The organism is Luteolibacter rhizosphaerae (assembly GCF_025950095.1).
Taxonomy (GTDB): Bacteria; Verrucomicrobiota; Verrucomicrobiia; order Verrucomicrobiales; family Akkermansiaceae; genus Haloferula; species Haloferula rhizosphaerae.
Window position 1 is genome coordinate 23,261 of sequence record NZ_JAPDDR010000006.1, and the last position, 18,858, is coordinate 42,118.

Sequence of the window (18,858 nt, forward strand, 5' to 3'; positions counted from 1 at the left end):
TCTTTCCCCGAGCGCCAAGACGGGACTTCCCGCTTCACCGCTCCACCGCCCGGTTGGAGGTATAGTAGCGCTGCAGCCCCAGCACCGCCGCATCCGCATACTCGCGGAAGATCGAGGGCCGGTTCTTTCCCGCCACCTCCCGCAGGCCTTCATAGTCCCCCGCGATCATCCGCGCATGATCCTCCTGCGAGTTCATCACGTAGGGTTCATAGTAGAGCACCGGGCAGTGATAGATGCGGTTGGCCAGGAGATTGCGCGCCCACAGATAGGGGTTCCCCTGCACGTTCTTCGCCGTGCCCACCCCGCCGAAGTAAATGTAGGGCGGCATCGCGGTGCGCTCCACGAAGGCCGTCGCCGTCGCCTGGGCCAGGTTCGCCTCCTCCGTGTGGATGCCCTGCAGCAGCTTTAGCAGCAGGTCGTGCCGCTGGTCCGCCAGGCCGACCTCGTCGTCCGTGTAAGCCCCGTTCAGGATCATGTGGAAGTGATTCTTCGGCACTAGCGTTGGTGCCGCGGGATTGCCCCAGGCATCCGCGTTGAAGTGCAGGCACAGCACCAGATCCGGCTGGATCGTTTCGTTCACCAGCTTGGCGCGCGCACGGATCTCCGCGGTGCGGTAGAAAAGCCTCTCGGATAGCCTCACGATGTCCCCGCCCGCGCTGCTCTTGCCGGCTTCCTCGCGCAGCATCTCCGGGCGCAGCGGCGTCACCGGTTCGGTCTTGTCGCGCACCAGCGTCACGATCGCGCCCATTGCCTCCAGCTTCGGCTTCATCAGCTTCGCCACCTGCAGAGTCATGTCGCCCTCCTGCACCGGCGGAGATCCCGGGATCTGGAACCAGCGCTCCTCCATCTTCGCCCAGTCCCCGCCGATGTGGCCGGGATCGATCGCGATCTTCAGGCCCGCCAGCGGCTGGTCCGCCGGGGCCGCGGGCAGCTCCAGGCAGCTCCGCCAGTAGCGCGGGGCAGGGGACTCGATTCCCTCCGGTGCGAATCGCAGCTGGAAGCTTTCGCCCGGCGCGGTCTGGATCTCGACTGCCTGATCCCCCACCTTGAAGTAGTCCCGCCACGCGGGCGAAACGGTGAAAACATCGTCCATCAGCCGCAGGAAGTTTCGGCGCGAGATGGTCGATTGGTAGCGGTTGATTTCCAGCCAGTCCGGGCTACCTGCCAAGTCCGAGAGTGTGGCCTTCCCCGCCGTCCTCCCGGGGTCTTCCGGGGTCGGGCCGGGGGGCGCTTTCCGGAGCACCAGCAGCATCACGGCCGCGCCCAGTACAATCGGGATCAGGAAGGGCAGCGCGCGGGACTTCATCGGGGATTTGGCTTGGCGGTACTAAGGCTGGAGCGATATGCCTCGCGGGCCGTGGCGATGCCGCCGCGGCCGGAATCTCCCGGTTTCATGGAGTCGATTCGCATACTTTTTCTCGGAGACATCGTTGGCGAACCCGGTCGCAAGGCCGTGATCGAGCATTTGCCGCTCCTGCGCAAGGAGCTGAACCTCGATTTCATCATCGTGAACGGCGAAAACGCCGCCGGCGGCCGTGGCATTACACCCCGTATCGCCATTGACCTGCTGCGCGCCGGTGCCGCGGTCATCACCACGGGCGACCACGTCTGGGATCAGGCGGAGATCGTCGATTACTTCCCCACGGAGCCGCGCCTGCTCCGCCCGATCAACTATCCCGCGGACACTCCGGGGCAGGGTTCGGTCGTCTTGGATACACCCAAGGGTCGCGTGGGAGTCATTCAAGCTCAAGGCCGTTCCTTCATGAATCCGCCCTTGGAGAATCCCTTCCTGCTGGCGGAGGCGGAAGCCGACCGCCTCCGCGCGGAGGGGGTGCAGGTGATTTTCGTCGATTTCCACGCCGAGACCACCAGCGAGAAGATCGCCATGTGCCGCGCACTCGATGGTAAGGTTTCCGCAGTCGTCGGCACCCACACCCACGTCCAGACCGCCGATGAGCGGATTCTTGCCGGGGGCACCGGAGCCCTTACCGATGCCGGCATGTGCGGACCGGAGGAGTCCGTTCTCGGCCGTGCTCCGGAATCCGTGATCTGGCGCTTCCGCACCGGCATGCCCACCCGTTTCCCCATCGCCTCCGGCCCGGTGCGTCTCTGTGGAGCGCTCGTCGATGTCGACCCGGCGACCGGTTCTTGCCGGGAGATTTCCCGATTTAACCGGCTTCTGATCGCGGAAGAGCCTGTGGAACATTCTTAAGTGATTGGATTTCAGGGAATTTAGGGCTAATTCCGATAAATCTTCTTCCAATCGATATTTTTTTTGACAGTATGGGCGGCTTTGTTCAACTTCCGCCCCGCTTTTCCCGGAACCGACGGGAGATTCGCAGGGGCTTCTTCGTCTCAGGACACAGCCTCCCGGATCTCACCGGAAGAACCCGGAAATCGCATCAGATCAGCCGTCAGGCTCGTGTAGCTCAGGGGTAGAGCGCATCCTTGGTAAGGATGAGGTCGGGGGTTCAATTCCCCCCACGAGCTCCAGCGGTCGCTAGAGCGGAAGAGCAGCCCAAGTCTTAAAGCGTAACCACCACAACCATGGCCAAAGAATCATTCAAGCGGAACAAGCCGCACGTTAATATCGGAACCATCGGTCACGTTGACCACGGCAAGACCACCCTCACCGCAGCGATCACCAACACGCTGGCCGATAAAGGTTTCGCAGAAAAGAAGAGCTATGCTGACATCGACGCCGCTCCGGAAGAGCGCGAGCGCGGTATCACCATCAACACCGCTCACGTTGAGTACGAGACCGACAAGCGTCACTACGCTCACGTCGACTGTCCGGGTCACGCTGACTATGTGAAGAACATGATCACCGGCGCCGCCCAGATGGACGGTGGCATCCTCGTGGTGTCCGCTGCCGACGGCCCGATGCCGCAAACCCGCGAGCACATCCTTCTCGCCCGCCAGGTCGGCGTGCCCGCCCTCGTGGTGTTCATGAACAAGGTTGACCTCGTCGACGACGCCGAGCTCCTCGAGCTCGTTGAGATGGAAGTCCGCGACCTCCTCTCCACCTACGAATTCCCGGGCGACGAGATCCCGATCGTCATGGGCTCTGCCAAGCAGGCCCTCGACGGCGACGCCACCCACAAGGAGAACATCCTCAAGCTGATGGAAGCCGTCGACTCCTACATCCCGGAGCCGGAGCGCGCCATCGACAAGCCCTTCCTCATGCCCGTGGAAGACGTGTTCTCGATCGAAGGTCGCGGAACGGTCTGCACCGGTCGTGTCGAGCGCGGCATCATCAAGAAGATGGAGGAAATCGAGATCGTGGGCATCCGCGATACCCAGAAGACCACCGTCACCGACATCGAAATGTTCCGCAAGCTGCTCGACGAAGGTCGTGCAGGTGACAACGTGGGTCTCCTGATCCGCGGCCTCAAGAAGGACCAGGTCGAGCGCGGTCAGGTGATCGCCAAGCCGGGTTCGGTGAAGGCTCACAGCAAGTTCAAGGGTGAAATCTACGTCCTCTCCAAGGACGAAGGTGGCCGTCACACCCCGTTCTTCTCGAACTACCGCCCGCAGTTCTACTTCCGCACCACCGACGTGACCGGAAGCATCAAGCTGCCGGAAGGTGTCGAAATGGTGATGCCTGGCGATAACGTGAACCTCGAAGTCGAGCTCATCACACCGATCGCCATGGAGCAGACCATGCGCTTCGCTATCCGCGAAGGCGGCCGCACCGTGGGTGCCGGTCGTGTCAGCGAAATTCTTTGACTAACCCTTAGGAAGGTCCTCAGTCTGTCGCCCCGCGACGCCCGGCTGAGACGATTTCCGGGGCACTTCGGCACTTTGCCGGGGTGCCCCGCCATCGCCTCCACCGGTCACGAAGATAAAACGGAAGTAGCTCAATTGGTAGAGTAGCGGTCTCCAAAACCGTTGGTTGTGGGTTCGAGTCCCACCTTCCGTGCCATCTTCTTCATCACTCTTTCCCTCTCAGGTAACCCCGGCATGTTCGCAAAAGTCTCACGTTTCGTCGGCGAAGTGAAAGGCGAACTCCGCAAGGCCAGCTGGCCTTGGGAGTCCGATCCCAAGGTCAAGGGTTTCAAGAAGTACAAGGAGTTGGTCGATTCGACCGTCGTGGTCCTCATCGCCACGATCCTCTTGGCAGGATTCGTGTCGTTCTGGGACTTCATCTGCACGACCGTCCTGAACTTCATCACGAAGCTGGGCCACTGAGCCCCGTTTCGGATCCCGCTTTTTCCCGGCCAGCCTTTTTCCATCCCGTCATGCCAACCCCGTCTCCAGAAAACCAGTGGTACGTCGTCCACGTCCTTTCCGGACAAGAAGGACGAGTCAAGGAGCGCATCCTCCGCCAGCGCGAAGCGGAAGAAATGGGAGACTATATCTTCGAGGTGCTGGTCCCGACCGAAATGGTTTCCGAGATCCGCCGCGGTAAGAAGACCTCCACCAAACGGAAGTTCTTCCCCGGCTACATCATCGTGAACATGAATCTCCTCACTCCGGAAAACCAGCTCGTCGAGAAGACCTGGTATTTCATCAAGGAGATGGAAGGTGTCATCGGCTTCGCCGGCACCAAGGACCGCCCCATCCCCATGCGCCAGAGCGAGGTGGACGGCATGCTTTCCCAGATCAAGGAGCGCGAGGAGCACGCTCGCCCCGCCATCAGTTTCGAAGTCGGCGATACCGTCAAGGTCGCCGATGGCCCCTTCCAGAGCCAGAACGGCATCGTCGAGGAAATCGATCCCGAGCGCGGCAAGCTGCGCGTCTCGGTTACCATCTTCGGTCGCTCCACTCCGGTCGAACTTGAATACTGGCAGGTCGAACGCGCCTGACCGATTCGCTCTCAAAACACTGATCCCGCAATCCCTCTACCACCATGGCCAAGGAAGTTGTCAAAGTCATCAAGCTCCAGATTCCCGCCGGAGCTGCTAACCCGTCCCCGCCCGTCGGACCGGCTCTCGGTCAGGCCGGTGTGAACATCATGGGCTTCTGTAAGGAGTTCAATGCCCAGACCCAGAGCCAGTCCGGTGACGTGCTCCCGGTTGTGATCTCGGTCTACAAGGACAAGAGCTTCACCTTCATCACCAAGAAGCCCCCCGCCGGCAACTTGCTCAAGAAGGCCGCCGGTCTCGCCTCCGGTTCCAAGGAAGCCAACAAGATCAAGGTCGGCAAGATCACCAAGGAGAAGCTCATGGAAGTCGTGGCCATCAAGATGCCCGACCTCAACACCAAGGACCCGGAAGCCGCTGCCCGCATTCTCGCCGGCACCGCCCGCCAGATGGGCCTCGAGATCGAAGGAATGTAAATTTTCCCGCTCTGGCTCCGGCCGGGGCAAGAAACCGCAGGAGGGCGCCCCCGGGCGTCCGCCAGCACTGCAAAAAGAAACATGAAGACCCGCAGCAAGCGATACACGAAAGCCGCCGCCCTCGTGCCGGCCGGCAAGTCCTACGGCTTGGAAGAAGCTGTCGGCACCGTGAAGAAGTTCCCGGCGCCGAAGTTCGACCCCACCGTCACCGTTTCCTTCCACCTCGGCGTGGATCCCCGCAAGAGCGACCAGATGGTTCGTGGTTCCGTGGCACTGCCGCACGGCACCGGTAAGAACGTCCGCGTCGCCGTCTTCGCCGCCGGTGCCGCCGCTGAGGCCGCCACCGCCTCCGGCGCCGAGTTCGTCGGTTTCGAGGAACTCATCAAGAAGGTCCAAGGCGGGTTCACCGACTTCGACGTGGCCATCGCCACGCCGGACGCCATGACCGAAGTCCGTAAGATCGCCCGTGTCCTTGGTCCCCGCGGCCTCATGCCGAACCCGAAGACCGGCACCGTCACCGACGATGTTGCCAAGGCCGTCAAGGAAGTGAAGGCCGGTCGTATCGACTACAAGCTCGACAAGAACGGCAACGTCTCCGGCGCTGTCGGCAAGGCTTCCTTCTCTGAAGAAGCCCTCCTCGAGAACGCCCGCGCTTTCATTGATAGCGTCGTCCGCGCCAAGCCGGCTTCCGCCAAGGGCAACTTCGTCCGCAGCGTGACGCTCGCCGCCTCCATGTGCCCCGGTATCGCGCTGGAATCCAGCGTCTACACCAAGTCCGTCTAACCTTTCCACGACCATGAATCCCGACAAGAAAGTCATCATCGACGGTCTGCTCGAAAAGGTGAACGCCTCGCCGTACGTGCTCGTGGTGGATTACACCGGCATGACGGTTCCGCAGTTCTCCGAACTCCGTAACCGCCTCGGTGCGGCCGGTGCCGAGTGCCACGTCGCCAAGAACACCTACGTCAAGAAGGCTCTCTCCGAAGCCGGTCTCCCGGACATCGGCGAGTCCCTCGTCGGCCAGACCGCTTTCGTCACCGGTGACAGCGAGGTCTTCGCTGCCGCCAAGGCCATCAAGAACTTCGAGAAGGAGTTCAAGAAGCCGGAACTGAAGGTCGGCATCCTCGACGGTGCCATCCTCGGCCCGGACAAGCTGAAGGTCATCGCCGACATCCCGTCCCGCGAAGCCATCCTTTCCCAGCTTCTTGCCACGATCCTCGAGCCTTCCACCCGGATCGCCCGCGTCATCCAGAAGAAGTTCAACCCGGATGCGGACTCCAAGAAGGACGAAGCCCCGGCCGAAGAAGCAGCTCCCGCAGCCGAAGCCGCTGCGGAGCCCGCCGCCGAAGCCTGATAACAATCTGAATAGACGGTCGCGGCGTCTCCCGCCGCGGCCTGAACCCACAATGGTTCCTCGTCGGGGTGGCGGCCGCCTCCCTCAAATGTCCGGAAGCCTCCGGGCGCGACGATACCGCAAAGGAGAAATACAATGGCCAATATCGAACAACTCGTTGAAGAACTCGGCAAGCTCACCGTTCTGGAAGCTGCCGACCTCGTGAAGAAGCTGGAAGAGACCTGGGGCGTTTCCGCCGCAGCTCCCGTCGGCGTTGCCGTGGCTGCTGGCCCGGCTGAAGCCGTCGAAGAGAAGACCGAATTCGATGTCGTCATCACCGACGGTGGTGCCAACAAGATCGCCGTCATTAAGGCAGTCCGCGAAGTTTCGCCGGGCCTAGGCCTTGCGGACGCGAAGAAGGTCGTCGAAAGTGCTCCTGCCAAGGTGCTCGAAGGTGTCTCCAAGGACGCCGCCGAAGCTGCCAAGAAGAAGCTCGAAGAGGCCGGCGCCAAGGTCGATCTCAAGTAATCCAGTTTACCGGATTTGCTTCGCGGCCGGTGTCCCGGCCGCGAAGCCTTTTCCGGAACCGGCGGAAGCCGTCACAAAATCAAGCGACCGTTTCCGCCGATCCCGGACCATTTTTCCATCCTCTGAATCTCATCTGCCCGGCACCGCTTGCGGTCCGGGCTCAACTTGCAAGCACCATATCCAGCCATGGCCGACCGTCTCCAATTCGGGAAAATCGAGGAAGTCATTGAACCGCCGAACCTGATCGAGGTTCAGAGCCGCTCCTACGAGGAGTTCATGCAAAAGGACGTACCGGCAGGCGAGCGCACCGATTCGGGGCTCCAAGCCGTCTTCCGCGAAGTTTTCCCGATCAAGAGTTACGACGAAGCGATCGAACTCGACTTCGTCACCTACGACATCGAGGACCCGAAGATCACTTCGCTCGACGCCCTGCGTTCCGGCGAAAGCTTCTCCGCCGCCCTCTACGTGACTTTCAAGCTGAAGGATGAGACCGGCACCAAGAAGGAGCGCGTCTACATGGGCGAACTCCCGATGATGACCCGTCGTGGTACCTTCATCATCAACGGTGCAGAGCGCGTCATTGTGTCGCAGCTCCACCGCTCCCCGGGCATTTGCTTCGAAACCTCGCAGCACCTGAACGGCAAAATCCTCCACTCCTTCCGCATCATCCCGGACCGCGGTTCCTGGTTGGAAGTGCAGTTCGATACGAACGACCTGCTCTACGTTTATCTCGACCGCCGCCGCCGTCGCCGCAAGTTCTTGGCGACCACTTTCCTGCGCGCCCTCGGCTACCCGACGGACCGCGACATCGTGACGAATTTCTACGGCGTCGAGAACCTGAAGCTGAAGGAAGAGATGGACGAGCAGGAGCTCGGTCACAAGGTTCCCTTCGAGGACATCCTCGATGGCGAGCTCGTCGTGGCGAAGGCCTACGAGCCGCTCACCATCGGCATCGTCCGCCAGCTCATCGCACTCGGCCACAAGCAGATCGAAGTGATCGACGGTCGCGAAGACGAAATCCTGCTCAAGTCGCTCCGCAAGGACCCGGCGAAGGATGAGGATAGCGCCCTTAAGGACATCTACCGCAAGCTGCGCCCCGGCGATCCGCCGACCGCCGCGAACGCCCGCGCCCTGCTCAAGCGCCTCTTCTTCGACCCGAAGAAGTACGACCTGACCCGCGTCGGTCGTTACAAGATCAACAGCAAGCTGGAGAGCAAGGTCAGCTCCGACGAGCGCATCATGGTCCCCGAGGACTTCCTCGGTGCCGTGAAATACCTGCTCAAGCTCAAGAAGGGGGAAGGCGTGATCGATGATATCGATCACCTTGGCTCCCGCCGCGTCCGTGCCGTGGGCGAACTTCTCTCCAATCAGTGCCGCGTGGGCCTCGCCCGCACCGAGCGTCTGGTCAAGGAGCGCATGACCCTGTTCGACGTGAACATCGAGGGCATGACCCCGCAGAAGCTGATCAACCCGAAGGCCCTTTCGGCCGTCGTGCGTGACTTCTTCGGCCGGTCCCAGCTCTCCCAGTTCATGGACCAGACCAACCCGCTGGCCGAGCTGACGCACAAGCGCCGTCTCTCCGCCCTCGGACCTGGCGGTCTGAACCGCGACCGCGCTGGCTTCGAAGTCCGCGACGTTCACCCGTCCCACTATGGCCGTATCTGCCCGATCGAGACCCCGGAAGGTCCGAACATCGGTCTGATCAACTCGATGTGTACCTACGCTCGTATCAACGAGTTCGGCTTCATCGAAACGCCATACCGCAAGGTCAAAAACGGCAAGGTCACCAAGGAGATCGAATATCTTAGCGCCGACCAGGAAGAGAAGTTCCTCATCGCGCAGGCCAACAACCCGATCGACAAGGACGGTAAGTTCCTCAACGAAAAGGTCACCGCCCGTGAAGTGGGTGGCGAATTCATCGAAGTCGGTCCGACCGAAGTGAACTACATGGACGTCTCGCCGAAGCAGATGGTCTCCATCGCTGCCGGTCTGATTCCCTTCCTCGAACACGACGACGCCAACCGCGCTCTGATGGGTTCGAACATGCAGCGCCAAGGCGTGCCGCTTCTCGTGTCCGATTCGCCGTATGTCGGCACCGGTCTCGAAGGCAAAACCGCCCGCGACTCGCGCTCGGTGGTTGTCTCCGAACTGGACGGCGTCGTTGCCGCGGCCACCGCGGAAATGATCGTCACCACCCCGGACGGGAAGCTCCCCGTGGCCGATGAGAAGTTCCTCTCCGACCCGGAGTCGGTGAAGACCAATCTCGACAAGGGCATCATGGCCTATCCGCTGCGGAAGTTCATGCGCTCGAACGCCGGCACCTGCATCAACCAGAAGCCGATCGTCAAGAAGGGCCAGAAGATCAAGAAGGGTGACGTCCTTGCGGACGGACCGAACACCGAGAAGGGCGAACTCGCGCTCGGCCGCAACGTGCTGGTCGCCTTCATGCCTTGGAACGGCTACAACTTCGAGGATGCCATCGTCATCTCCGAGCGAGTGAAGAAGGAGGACATCTACACCTCCATTCACATCGCCGAATTCGACGTGGCCGCCCGCGACACCAAGCTGGGTCCGGAAGAAATCACCCGGGATATCCCGAACGTGGGTGAAGAAGCGCTCAAGAACCTCGACCACGACGGTATCATCCGCATCGGTGCCGAGGTGAAGCCGGGCGACATCCTCGTCGGCAAGATCACGCCGAAGTCCGAGACCGAACTCGCCCCGGAAGAGCGCCTGCTGCGCGCCATCTTCGGTGAGAAGGCCGCGGACGTGAAGGACACCTCGCTGCGCGTGCCCTCCGGTTGCATCGGTATCGTCCAAGACATCCGCGTCTCCTCTCACGGCAATGCCCGCAAGCGCGCCGAGAAGGTGGATCCGGTCGAGCTGAAGAAGCAGCTCAAGAAGATCAACGACGAGCACAAGAAGAAGGCCGACAAGCTCACCGACGATCTGACGGAGAAGCTTTCGGACATCCTGCTTGGCGAGAAGATCCCGCTTGATGTCGTGAACGCCCAGACCGGCGAGATCATCATCCCGGCGAACCGCAAGATCACCAAGACCCTGCTGCGCAAGCTGGCCTCGGTGCACGACCACATCGAAATCGATCCGTCCCCGATCCGGAACAAGATCCTTGAGATCATCGGTTCCTTCGAACAACGCTTCCAGGAGCTCGACACCGAGCGCGAGCGCAAGCTCGACCAACTGGAAGCCGGTGACGACGTCGATCCCGGCGTCATCAAGGAAGTGAAGGTCTTCATCGCCGCCAAGCGAAAGCTGTCCGTCGGTGACAAGATGGCCGGTCGTCACGGTAACAAGGGCGTTGTCGCCACCATCGTTCCCGAGGAAGACATGCCCTTCCTTGCGGACGGAACTCCGGTGGACATCGTACTTAACCCGCTCGGCGTGCCTTCCCGTATGAACGTGGGCCAGGTGCTCGAGACTCACTTGGGTGTCGCTGCCAAGGCCCTCGGCTTCAAGGTGGCCACCCCGATCTTCGACGGTATCCCCGAAGCGAAGATCTGGGAGTACATGTCGGAGGCCAAGAAGGTCGATGGCTACACTTGGATCGGCGACGGCAAGGATGGCAGCACCGGAGGTAAGTCGACCCTGTTCGACGGCCGCACCGGCGAGCCTTTCCACCAGCCGGTCGTGGTCGGCATTATCTACATGCTGAAGCTCGGTCACTTGGTCGCGGACAAGATCCACGCCCGTGCCGTCGGTCCCTATAGCCTCGTCACGCAGCAGCCGCTGGGTGGTAAGGCCCAGTACGGTGGCCAGCGCTTCGGGGAAATGGAAGTCTGGGCCCTCGAGGCCTACGGCGCCGCCTATACCCTTCAGGAACTGCTCACCGTCAAATCCGACGACGTGCAGGGACGCACCCGTATTTACGAAGCGATTGTCAAGGGGGACAACAACCTGGAAGCCGGCACGCCGGAATCCTTCAACGTCCTCATCAAGGAGATGCAGTCACTCGGTCTCGACGTCCGCCCCGGACGCCGCGGCTCGACGCCGGGCGGCGTGCCGTCCATCGGCGGAGTGGACGACTTCTCGCTCGACGATCTCACCCTCTGATAGCCCGAACCACGAACCGACATCCTAACAAGCCTTAGATAGCATGAACGTTGATACCAACCTTCGCGAACTTTTCGGCGTGGACGAGCGGCCGGAGGCCTTTGACCAGGTCTCCATCACCGTGGCCTCCCCGGACACCATCCGGTCCTGGTCCAAGGGGGAAGTGAAGAACCCCGAGACCATCAACTACCGTACTTTCAAGCCCGAGAAGGGCGGCCTCTTCTGCGAGCGGATCTTCGGACCCACCCGCGACTGGGAGTGCGCCTGCGGCAAGTACAAGCGCATCAAGCACAAAGGCGTGGTCTGCGACCGTTGCGGTGTGGAAGTGACGCTGAGCCGCGTGCGCCGTGAGCGCATGGGCCACATCGAACTTGCCGTGCCCGTTTCGCACATCTGGTTCTACAAGTGCATGCCTTCGCGCATCGGCCTGGTGCTGGACATCAGCGCCCGCCACTTGGAGCGCGTGATCTACTACGAGGACTACGTCGTCACCGAGCCGGGTAACACCCCGCTCGAGCGCGGCCAACTCCTTACGGAGAACGAACTCCGCGATGCGGAAGATGCCTACGGTGAATCCTCCTTCCGCGCTTCGATGGGTGCGGAGGCGATCCAAGATTTGCTCGCGCAAGTGGATCTGGCCGATCTGGCCGTGAAGCTTGAGCAGGAGCTGGAAACCACCCGCTCCAAGCAGAACAAGAAGAAGCTCTCGAAGCGTCTCAAGATCACTCAGGGCTTCGCCCAATCGAAGTCCCGCCCGGAATGGATGATCCAGACCGTGCTTCCCGTGATCCCGCCGGACCTGCGTCCGCTGGTCCCGCTGGAAGGCGGCCGCTTCGCGACCTCCGACCTGAACGACCTCTATCGTCGCGTCATCAACCGTAACAACCGTCTCAAGAACCTCCTCCAGCTCAAGACGCCGGAGGTCATCATCCGCAACGAAAAGCGGATGCTGCAAGAGGCTGTTGACGCGCTCTTCGACAACGGCCGCCACGGTCGTGCCGTCACGGGTGCCGGCAACCGTCCGCTGAAGTCCCTGAGCGACATGCTCAAGGGTAAAGGCGGCCGCTTCCGCCAGAACCTGCTCGGCAAGCGCGTGGACTACTCCGGTCGTTCCGTGATCGTGATCGGTCCGGACCTCACTCTTAATCAGTGCGGTCTGCCGAAGAAGATGGCTCTTACCTTGTTCGAGCCCTTCATCATTCGTCGCCTCAAGGAGCTTGGCTACTGCCACACCGTGCGCTCGGCCAAGAAGATGATCGACCGCAAGACCCCGGAGGTCTGGGACATCCTTGCCGAAGTGACCAAGGGTCACCCGGTCTTCCTGAACCGCGCACCCACGCTGCACCGTCTTTCGATCCAGGCTTTCGAACCGAAGCTGATCGAAGGTGAAGCAATCCGCGTCCACCCGCTCGTCTGCACGGCTTACAACGCCGACTTCGACGGTGACCAGATGGCCGTGCACGTGCCGCTCTCGGTCGAGGCCCAGATGGAAGCGCGCCAGCTGATGCTCGCGCCGAACAACATCTTCTCGCCCGCGTCCGGTCGCCCGATCACGACGCCGTCGCAGGACATCATTCTGGGTGCCTACTACCTTACCTGGGCACCGGTGCGCACGCAGAAGGACCGCGAGAAGCAGGAGCACCTGCCGCTGTTCGAGAACTCCTCGGAAGTGGAGTTCGCGATCGCGTCCCGCAAGGTCGGCTATCACCAGTGGATCCGGATCCGCAACCCCAACATCGGCAAGGACACCGTCTTCGGCGACAAGGAGAACAAGATCCTCGAAACCACTCCGGGCCGTGTCCGCTTCAATGAAATCTGGCCTGCCGGGCTGGGCTTCATCAACCGCACCATCGGTAAGAAGCAGATGTCGGATATCATCTGGCGCTGCTATCAAGTGGCCGGCCAGAAGGGCACCGTGCAGACGCTCGATGCCCTGAAGAGCCTTGGCTTCCGCGAAGCCACCCGCTCCGGCACCTCGATCGGTATCGTCGACATGGTCGTGCCGGAAGAGAAGCCGGCCGTCATCGCCGATGCCTATGCCCAGGTGGACAAAGTCACCAAGCAGTACCGCAACGGTGTGATCACCGATGGCGAGCGCTACCAGAAGGTCGTCGACATCTGGACCCACGCTACGGACACCATTGCTTCCGCGCTCTATCGCAAGATCGAGTTCAACGATGGCAAGCCCGGCGCCAGCCCGCTGTTCATGATGGTGGACTCCGGTGCACGTGGTAACAAGTCGCAGATCAAGCAGCTCTCCGGCATGCGCGGCCTCATGGCCAAGCCCTCCGGTGAAATTATCGAGCGTCCGATTACCTCGAACTTCCGCGAAGGTCTCTCCGTGCTGGAGTACTTCATCTCCACTCACGGTGCCCGTAAGGGTCTGGCGGATACCGCGCTCAAGACGGCGGACTCCGGTTACATGACCCGCAAGCTCGTGGACGTGGCCCAGGACGTGATCGTCACGCTTGAGGACTGCGGCACTGCCAGCGGCATCACCGTCGCTCCGATCTATGACGGCGACGAAGAAGCCGCCTCGCTTGCAACCCGTATCTACGGCCGCACCTCGTGCGAGCAGGTGAAGGATCCGGTCACCGGCGAGATCGCCCTCGATTACGACCAGCTCGTGGACGAGAAGGCAGCCAAGGCGGTCGAGCGGATCGGCTACGAGAAGCTCAAGATCCGCTCGGTGCTGACCTGCGAAGCCAAGCGCGGTTGCTGTGCGAAGTGCTACGGCCTGAACCTTGCCACCGGCAAGCCGGTGAAGATCGGTGAAGCGGTCGGTATCATCGCCGCCCAGTCGATCGGTGAGCCCGGCACGCAGCTTACGATGCGTACCTTCCACGTCGGTGGTGTGGCTGCCGCAACGTTCAAGCAGCCGATCATCAAGGCGAAGAACACCGGACGCGTGGTTTACAAGGACCTCCGCGTGGTCGAAAGCGCCGAAGGCAAGTGGGTCGTTCTGAACAAGAACGGTTCCGTTTCCATCCGCGACAAGGACGGCTTGGAACTGGAAAGCCACATGATCGTCATCGGCTCCGTGATCGAGATCAAGGATGGCGACGACGTGAAGAAGGCCGACACCGTGGCGACTTGGGACCCCTACAACGTGCCGATCCTTACGGAGAAGCCGGGTAAGGTGGAATTCCGCGACATGATCTCGGGCATCACCGTCACCAACGAGACCGACAAGGAAACGGGCAAGAAGGTCATGGTGGTCACCGAGCACAAGGAAGACCTCCACCCGCAGGTGGTGATCGTGGACGAGAAGACCAAGGAGATCCGCGCTTCCTACTCCATCCCGGTCGGCGCTCACCTTTCCGTGAAGGAAGGCGAAGTGGTCACGGGGGGCACGCAGCTCGCCAAGACCCCGCGCAAGGTGGCCCGCACCAAGGACATCACCGGTGGTCTGCCGCGCGTTGCCGAGCTCTTCGAAGCCCGCAAGCCGAAGGATGCCTGCGTGATCGCGAAGATCGACGGCGAGATCTCCTTCGGCGGCACCGTCCGCGGCAAGAAGAAGGTCATCGTCACCGATGCCGACTCCGGCGAGCAGGTGGAACACCTCGTCCCGATGGGCCGTCACATCATCGTGACGGATGGCGACCGCGTGAAGCGCGGCGATCAGATCACCGAAGGCCCCGTGTCTCCGGAAGATCTCCTCGAGGCTTGCGGTGCTCAGGAACTCCAGGAGCACTTGGTGAACGAGGTGCAGTCCGTTTACCGCGTCCAAGGCGTGGAAATTAACGACAAGCACATCGAGATCATCATCCGTCAGATGCTGCGCAAGGTGAAGATCACCGATCCCGGCGACGCCGATCAGCTCCTCTGGGGTGACCAGATCGACCGCTCGGCCTTCAACCGCATCAACGACGGCATCGTCGCCAGCGGTGGTAAGCCGGCGGAAGCGGAACCGGTGCTGCTCGGCATCACCAAGGCCTCGCTCGAAACCGACTCCTTCATCTCCGCGGCGTCCTTCCAGGACACTACCCGCGTGCTGACGGAAGCGGCGACGCTCGGCAAGGTGGACTACCTCACCGGCTTCAAGGAGAACGTGATCATGGGTCACCTCATCCCGGCCGGCTCCGGATTCGAGACACACCGCGACTCGGACATCGAGTTCACCGTCGAGGAGCCCGAGCCGATCTTCGTGCCGGAAGCCCGCGAGACGGAGGAAGCGGTCGAGAGCGCATGAGCGTGATCGCCTAATCCAGGCAAGAATTCAAAAGCCCGGTCGTGCGAAAGTGCGGCCGGGCTTTTTCTTGTAGAACTCCGGTGACGAATCTCGTCAGGTGGACTCGTGCCCGGGAGCGGGAGAACGGTGGAGCCGGAGATACTTGCGGCCGAGCCACAGCGCGAGGGCCAGCCATAGGATCGATAGCGGGATCATGCTGTAGGAGAGGCCGGACATGCTCAGTCCCAGGGCCCCCATCGCGGGATAGGACCATGCGCCGATCTGATCTCCCGCGCGGTAGACGAAGGTATCGTTGAAGTTCTTCGCCTTGTACTTATCGCTCCGTGGTAGCACGGTGTAGAGGGCCTCGCGAGCGGGGCGTTGGATCGCGAAGTTCGCGGCGCGGCGGAGAACATCAAAGATCAATACCACGCTGAGAACCGGGGATGCTCCGAGCAGCGCGAAGCCCGCGATACCCAATGCCGGGACGAATGCCAGGGCCACACCGATGCCGAACCATCGGACGACTCGCCCGGTGAGGAACAGCTGTGTGAGCAAGGTCAACACGTTCACCGCCAGATCCCGATTGGCGAAGAGCTTCGTCCTGGCCGTGCGATCATCCCCGAACACTTGCGAGATGATGTCCGCTTGTTGGAAATAGATGAAGGTGGACGAGATGGTGAAGAACAGCATTAGCCCCGAGATCCCGAGAAGGTAGGGGGAGGCGACGACGCTCTTGATGCCGTCAAAGAAGCTGCCACCGATAAGCTCGTCGCTGCTGCCCTTTGCTTCGCCGATGTCTTCCTCATCGGCTGCGGTGGCAAGTGCGGCTTCGTGGCGTTCGAGGGCCTTGGAAGCAAAACAGGCGAGCTCCAGAAGTAGTGCCGAGACCAAGAGCAGATTGACCGGACCGAGGGGGGCAGCGAGGGCGGAGGTGATGGATGATCCGGTGATGGCGCCGATGGTGCCGCCCACCGCGACCATCCCGAAGAGCCGTTTGCTCTGCCCGGATCGGAAAATGTCGGTCATGAAGGACCAGAAGACCGAGACGACGAAGAGATTGAAGATGCTGCCCCAGATGAAGAACACCCGCCCGATCCAGACGTCCTTTGCGGGATCAGTGAACCTGTAAAGAACGTAGAAGATCCCCAGATGGAGGATGAAGAAGCGGTAGGTGAGGGGGACGAAGCGTCTACGCGGAAGCCGACTTACCAGAGAGGCGAAGATCGGGTGCACCAGAAGCATGCCTACCAAGGTGCCGGTGAAGAGCCAAGGCAGATTCTCCACTCCGCCCGCAACGCCGGCCTCGTCGCGAATCGGCCGGAGAACGTAGTAGGCGCAGAGGACGAAGAAGAAGTAGGCGGCCGACCAGAGCAGGGCGGCAAACTCCTGCTCCTTCACGTCCACCGTACGTCGGATGAGGCGGGAGAAGGTTCCATTCATGGCACCGCTGGTTCAGAGAGCGGCGAAGGCCTCTTCGATCCTCTTGCGCATCCCCGCGTCCGGCAGCGCGCCACGGGCGGCGGCGGCATTGTCTTGCAGATGCTTCAGTTTGGTGGTGCCGGGGATTGCCGCGGTGACGGCTGGATGAGAGACGACATATTTCAGGAGAATCTGTGCCCAACTGCTCGCATCGATCTCCTTGGCGAAATCCGGTAGGGCTTTGCCCGCAGTCTTGGCGATGATGTGTGGTCCCCTGCGTCCTCCGAAAGGCATGTTGACCAGGGCGGCGATCTTCTTCTCCGCGACCAGAGGGAGGATCTTCTCTTCCGCATTCCGGTTACCCACCGAATAGTCGAACTGTACGAAATCCAGCTCCTCTGTTTCGAGGATCTTCGCCAGATCATCGTACTGATTGTCCTCCGAGGTGGTGACGCCGTAGTAGCTGATGCGGCCTTCTTTCTTCCACTCCCGCAGGATTGGCAGAAGCGTCTTCCAGCCGCGCAGGCTGTGCACTTGGATCAGCTCGATATGCTTGGTCTGAAGCCGCTTGAAAGACTCTTCAAGCATGGCGATGCCTTTGGCCTCGTCGCCGTCGTCAGTAGTGACCTTCGTGGCGAAGAAGAGTTGGTCCCGAATGCCGAGCTCGGTCACCAGCTTGCCGAGGACCTCCTCCGATTTGCCGTAGCCCGGGGCAGTATCGACGAGGCTCAGCCCGAGCTTCGGGAACTGGCGGAGCACGTCGCGGCGGGGTGCGAGTTCCTCCTCGGTGCTTACGCCATATTGGTTGGTGCCAAGGCCGATCACGGGGATTTTCTTCCCCGAACCGGGGATAGCCCGGGTGATGAGTGGCAGCGCTCCGGCTTCCTCGGCGTGCAGTGCGAATTGGCTCAGGCTGACACCGGCTCCTGCCGCGATGCCAAGCTTCATGGCCCCGCGCCGGCTTAGATGGGTTTTGGCGGTATTCATGGCTAGATAAGTATCGGGTGAGCTCCGGAGGTTTTTTCAGTGTCGGACAATTGAGTGTGGCATGACCCCGCCGCGGAACGGCAGGCCCGGGCAAAACCCGACTCGCAAAGTAGCGCCGATACACGCGGTAGCAAATCTGCGGTTGTGCCTTCGGCATCGATTCGATGTTGCCGCCGTGCCGGGATCGGCGCAGTGTTAGCGTCGAAACCGGAGAAGAGTCATGCGCTGGGAAGGACGTGAGCAGAGTGGCAATGTGGAGGACCGCCGTGGTGGCGGTGGGGGGCGGATGGCTTTGGGCGGTGGTCTCGGCACGCTTGTGCTTCTGTTGATCGTCTGGCTTCTCGGCGGAGATCCCATGCAGCTCCTGCAGCAGACAGGCGGTGGAGGCTCCGCGGTGGAAGCGCCAGCCTCGCCGGGGGAGGAACGGGCCAAGGCTTTCGTCGCGACGGTGCTGAAGGACACCGAGACGATCTGGCATGAGGAATTCGCGAGAATGGGGAAGAGGTATGAGGAACCCCGGTTGGTGCTCTTCACCAGCAAGGTTCAGAGCGGCTGCGGCTTCGCGGGTGCCCAGATGGGCCCCTTCTACTGTCCTGCGGACCGCACGGTGTACATCGATCTCTCCTTCTTCGATGAACTGAGCGAACGCTTCGGGGCTCCGGGTGATTTCGCGCAAGCCTATGTCGTTGCCCACGAGGTCGGCCATCACGTGCAGAATCTTTTGGGCATCTCCGGAAAAGTGCAGCAGATGCGCCAGCGTTCCAGCGAGGTGGAGGGCAACGATCTTTCGGTAAGGCTGGAGCTACAGGCGGATTTCCTGGCGGGCATGTGGGCGCGGAAGGGACAGCAGAAGTTCGACTTCCTCGAGGAGGGAGATCTGGAGGAAGCACTGCGGGCGGCAAACCAGATCGGGGATGATACCCTGCAGCGGCAGGCTCAGGGCACCGTGGTGCCGGATTCCTTCACCCATGGCAGCTCCGCCCAGCGCATGCGTTGGTTCAAGAAAGGGCTGCAGAGTGATCGATTTGACCCGAACAACACGTTTCAGACCGACGATCTCTAACA

General features: G+C 61.5%; 14 protein-coding genes and 2 tRNA genes. 13 read left to right on the forward strand and 3 right to left on the reverse strand.

The annotated features are described in order from the left end of the window. Window positions 1-34: 34 nt before the first annotated feature. Window positions 35-1,306 (reverse strand): N-acetylmuramoyl-L-alanine amidase, encoded by a 1,272-nt coding sequence (locus OJ996_RS12335; protein WP_264513896.1) that lies wholly within the window; start codon window positions 1,304-1,306, stop codon window positions 35-37. Between the two features lie 87 nt (window positions 1,307-1,393). Between OJ996_RS12335 and OJ996_RS12340 the strand changes: the two genes are divergently transcribed. The 12 genes from OJ996_RS12340 to rpoC all read left to right on the forward strand — a co-directional run bounded on the left by OJ996_RS12340 (window position 1,394) and on the right by rpoC (window position 15,405). Beyond that, window positions 1,394-2,212, forward strand: a complete 819-nt coding sequence (locus OJ996_RS12340; protein WP_264513897.1) for a TIGR00282 family metallophosphoesterase — start codon at window positions 1,394-1,396, stop codon at window positions 2,210-2,212. Window positions 2,213-2,418: 206 nt separating this feature from the next. Beyond that, window positions 2,419-2,493: transfer RNA gene (locus OJ996_RS12345), tRNA-Thr, on the forward strand. Between the two features lie 54 nt (window positions 2,494-2,547). After that, window positions 2,548-3,729, forward strand: coding sequence for an elongation factor Tu (gene tuf / locus OJ996_RS12350; RefSeq protein WP_264513898.1), 1,182 nt, complete (start codon window positions 2,548-2,550; stop codon window positions 3,727-3,729). A 120-nt stretch (window positions 3,730-3,849) separates the two neighbouring features. Next, window positions 3,850-3,925, forward strand: a tRNA-Trp gene (locus tag OJ996_RS12355). Between the two features lie 38 nt (window positions 3,926-3,963). After that, window positions 3,964-4,191 carry a preprotein translocase subunit SecE gene (locus tag OJ996_RS12360; protein ID WP_264513899.1) on the forward strand — a complete coding sequence of 76 codons (228 nt, stop codon included), beginning with the start codon at window positions 3,964-3,966 and terminating at the stop codon, window positions 4,189-4,191. A 50-nt stretch (window positions 4,192-4,241) separates the two neighbouring features. Continuing rightward, on the forward strand, window positions 4,242-4,808 hold the full coding sequence (gene nusG, locus OJ996_RS12365) for a transcription termination/antitermination protein NusG (RefSeq protein WP_264513900.1): 567 nt from the start codon (window positions 4,242-4,244) through the stop codon (window positions 4,806-4,808). 44 nt (window positions 4,809-4,852) lie between these two features. Further along, on the forward strand, window positions 4,853-5,281 hold the full coding sequence (gene rplK / locus OJ996_RS12370) for a 50S ribosomal protein L11 (protein WP_264513901.1): 429 nt from the start codon (window positions 4,853-4,855) through the stop codon (window positions 5,279-5,281). Between the two features lie 81 nt (window positions 5,282-5,362). Then, on the forward strand, window positions 5,363-6,064 hold the full coding sequence (gene rplA, locus OJ996_RS12375; RefSeq protein ID WP_264513902.1) for a 50S ribosomal protein L1: 702 nt from the start codon (window positions 5,363-5,365) through the stop codon (window positions 6,062-6,064). Between the two features lie 13 nt (window positions 6,065-6,077). After that, window positions 6,078-6,635, forward strand: coding sequence for a 50S ribosomal protein L10 (gene rplJ, locus OJ996_RS12380; protein WP_264513903.1), 558 nt, complete (start codon window positions 6,078-6,080; stop codon window positions 6,633-6,635). 135 nt (window positions 6,636-6,770) lie between these two features. Then, window positions 6,771-7,142, forward strand: a complete 372-nt coding sequence (gene rplL, locus OJ996_RS12385; protein ID WP_264513904.1) for a 50S ribosomal protein L7/L12 — start codon at window positions 6,771-6,773, stop codon at window positions 7,140-7,142. 186 nt (window positions 7,143-7,328) lie between these two features. After that, complete coding sequence (rpoB, locus tag OJ996_RS12390; RefSeq protein WP_264513905.1) at window positions 7,329-11,213, forward strand: DNA-directed RNA polymerase subunit beta; 3,885 nt, start codon at window positions 7,329-7,331, stop codon at window positions 11,211-11,213. Between the two features lie 43 nt (window positions 11,214-11,256). After that, window positions 11,257-15,405, forward strand: coding sequence for a DNA-directed RNA polymerase subunit beta' (gene rpoC / locus OJ996_RS12395; protein ID WP_264513906.1), 4,149 nt, complete (start codon window positions 11,257-11,259; stop codon window positions 15,403-15,405). 93 nt (window positions 15,406-15,498) lie between these two features. Here rpoC and OJ996_RS12400 read toward each other — a convergent pair whose 3' ends face one another. Both OJ996_RS12400 and OJ996_RS12405 read right to left on the reverse strand, forming a co-directional pair. Next, entirely contained in the window at window positions 15,499-16,827 is a 1,329-nt protein-coding gene (locus OJ996_RS12400) for an NTP/NDP exchange transporter (RefSeq protein WP_264513907.1), read from the reverse strand. 12 nt (window positions 16,828-16,839) lie between these two features. Beyond that, window positions 16,840-17,793 (reverse strand): aldo/keto reductase, encoded by a 954-nt coding sequence (locus tag OJ996_RS12405; protein WP_264513908.1) that lies wholly within the window; start codon window positions 17,791-17,793, stop codon window positions 16,840-16,842. A 220-nt stretch (window positions 17,794-18,013) separates the two neighbouring features. Here OJ996_RS12405 and ypfJ point away from each other — a divergent pair, with 220 nt between their 5' ends. Further along, window positions 18,014-18,856, forward strand: coding sequence for a KPN_02809 family neutral zinc metallopeptidase (ypfJ, locus tag OJ996_RS12410; RefSeq protein ID WP_264513910.1), 843 nt, complete (start codon window positions 18,014-18,016; stop codon window positions 18,854-18,856). Window positions 18,857-18,858: the final 2 nt, after the last annotated feature.

Coding starts and splice junctions, on each gene's coding strand:
- OJ996_RS12335 (WP_264513896.1), bottom strand. CDS start 1,306: ATGAAGTCCCGCGCGCTGCCCTTCCTGATCCCGATTGTACTGGGCGCG.
- OJ996_RS12340 (WP_264513897.1), top strand. CDS start 1,394: ATGGAGTCGATTCGCATACTTTTTCTCGGAGACATCGTTGGCGAACCC.
- tuf (WP_264513898.1), top strand. CDS start 2,548: ATGGCCAAAGAATCATTCAAGCGGAACAAGCCGCACGTTAATATCGGA.
- OJ996_RS12360 (WP_264513899.1), top strand. CDS start 3,964: ATGTTCGCAAAAGTCTCACGTTTCGTCGGCGAAGTGAAAGGCGAACTC.
- nusG (WP_264513900.1), top strand. CDS start 4,242: ATGCCAACCCCGTCTCCAGAAAACCAGTGGTACGTCGTCCACGTCCTT.
- rplK (WP_264513901.1), top strand. CDS start 4,853: ATGGCCAAGGAAGTTGTCAAAGTCATCAAGCTCCAGATTCCCGCCGGA.
- rplA (WP_264513902.1), top strand. CDS start 5,363: ATGAAGACCCGCAGCAAGCGATACACGAAAGCCGCCGCCCTCGTGCCG.
- rplJ (WP_264513903.1), top strand. CDS start 6,078: ATGAATCCCGACAAGAAAGTCATCATCGACGGTCTGCTCGAAAAGGTG.
- rplL (WP_264513904.1), top strand. CDS start 6,771: ATGGCCAATATCGAACAACTCGTTGAAGAACTCGGCAAGCTCACCGTT.
- rpoB (WP_264513905.1), top strand. CDS start 7,329: ATGGCCGACCGTCTCCAATTCGGGAAAATCGAGGAAGTCATTGAACCG.
- rpoC (WP_264513906.1), top strand. CDS start 11,257: ATGAACGTTGATACCAACCTTCGCGAACTTTTCGGCGTGGACGAGCGG.
- OJ996_RS12400 (WP_264513907.1), bottom strand. CDS start 16,827: ATGAATGGAACCTTCTCCCGCCTCATCCGACGTACGGTGGACGTGAAG.
- OJ996_RS12405 (WP_264513908.1), bottom strand. CDS start 17,793: ATGAATACCGCCAAAACCCATCTAAGCCGGCGCGGGGCCATGAAGCTT.
- ypfJ (WP_264513910.1), top strand. CDS start 18,014: ATGCGCTGGGAAGGACGTGAGCAGAGTGGCAATGTGGAGGACCGCCGT.